Origin of the sequence: Natrinema gari JCM 14663, from assembly GCF_000337175.1 — an archaeon.
In the GTDB taxonomy this organism is placed as follows: Archaea; Halobacteriota; Halobacteria; order Halobacteriales; family Natrialbaceae; genus Natrinema; species Natrinema gari.
The window spans coordinates 1-1,498 of record NZ_AOIJ01000081.1; the positions used below are offsets into that span (position 1 = coordinate 1).

General features: G+C 68.9%; 2 protein-coding genes. One reads left to right on the forward strand and one right to left on the reverse strand.

Going from position 1 to position 1,498, the window contains the following annotated elements; genetic code table 11:
* Positions 1-27: 27 nt before the first annotated feature.
* On the forward strand, positions 28-1,188 hold the full coding sequence (locus C486_RS17475; protein ID WP_008458552.1) for a DR2241 family protein: 1,161 nt from the start codon (positions 28-30) through the stop codon (positions 1,186-1,188).
* A 92-nt stretch (positions 1,189-1,280) separates the two neighbouring features.
* On the opposite strand, the gene C486_RS22505 is transcribed toward C486_RS17475, so the two are convergent.
* The coding region (locus C486_RS22505; RefSeq protein WP_008458553.1) for a DUF7524 family protein at positions 1,281-1,498 on the reverse strand (218 nt) is incomplete at its 5' end.

Below are 1,498 nucleotides of genomic sequence, written 5' to 3' on the forward strand. Positions count from 1 at the left end.
GAGATGTGTATAAGAGACAGCTGACGCGTGACGGTAGCGACCGACGACATCGAGACGCTGCTCGACCGCGCGTCCGACGGCGTCGCGTTCGACGGCCTGTCCGTTACGGAAACGGACGGCGAGTACACGCTCGAGACGCCGGACAACGAGTGGACCGGACTCGACGACGCCACACTCCGACAAGCACTCGACTCCGCGGCGGCGTACGTTACGAACTGGCGCTACTGGCAGAAGACCGTCGGCGGTGAGGGGACCGCCCGTCGGGCTTTCCTCCGGTGGTGCGAGCGCGCGCCGCTGGCGGACGCCGACCCGGGCGAGGCGACGACCGGCTCCTGGGCTGCCGACGCGGACGACCGCCCGGATACACTCGGCGTCACGGACCGGTACGACGCGCTCCGGGACGGCATCGACCGCGAGTGGGGACAGCTCTCTATTACGGCCCGCTTCGTCGATATCGACGCTCCCAACGGCGAGCGCGTCTACGATCTCTGGCACGTCGAAGACGCCGGCAGCGATCTTGCCGACCTCGAGATCCACGACGACCCACGCGACGCACGCGACCTCGCGACGTACGACGACGACGGCCGCTACCGCCCGCTGAAGACCGCGCCGACGCTGCCCAGTGGTTGGGCCTTTACCGGCCTCTCGGGCGCGGAACTCGTCGAGACGGTCGAGTGCTTCTATCCCGCGACGATCGCCAACTGGCACCGCGAACTGTGCGGGAACCTGGACATCGACCACTGGCTCGAGACCGCCGAGCGACAGACGGGCATCTACGACGTGATCGACGAACTCCCCCGCGAAGCCGTCGCGTGGCTGGCCGAGGCCTGCTGTGTCGATTCCCAGTGTCTCCGCCGTCGGGAGTGGCAGTACGAGGAGGGCGACGACCTCGCTGTCGACGGCGGCGATGGGCCGTTCCCCTGTCGCGAGCCGTGTTCGCTCGTCGTCGCCGCCGCCCGCAAGTGGGCCACCCTCGAGTCCGAGAACGAGCACACCTACGAACTCGAGTTGACGACGAGCGAACTGAACCAACTCGAGGAACTGATCGACGCGGTCGCGGAGGACCGCACCGACGAGATCCGCGAGGCCGACGTCTACGACGGTGCGAACCGCTACCGAGCGCGGTACCTCCGTGCCAAACGGTTCGACGACGAGGGTGCCCTGGAAGCGACGCGGGTCGACGAGTGACGACCGACCGGTGCCACTGCGACCCCGACTCCGGTTCTCGCTCGCCGACCCGAGAAGCCGCCGTCTCGCGCTGGTAGCCGGTGGCCGACGAGTTACTGTAGCAGCAAGAACAGCGCCACGAGAACGCCGCCGCCGACGATTCCCAGGCCGGCAGTCGCGACGGGACCACCGATCGTCGCCGTTGTCACCCCCGCGACCCCGACCGCGACCGCGCCGAGTGCGAGGACGACGAGCGTCGCCGGCTCGAGCGCGGTCACAGCGGAACACCGGTCGACGGCTCGGTCGAACGCCGTCGGTTCGGGGTCCGACC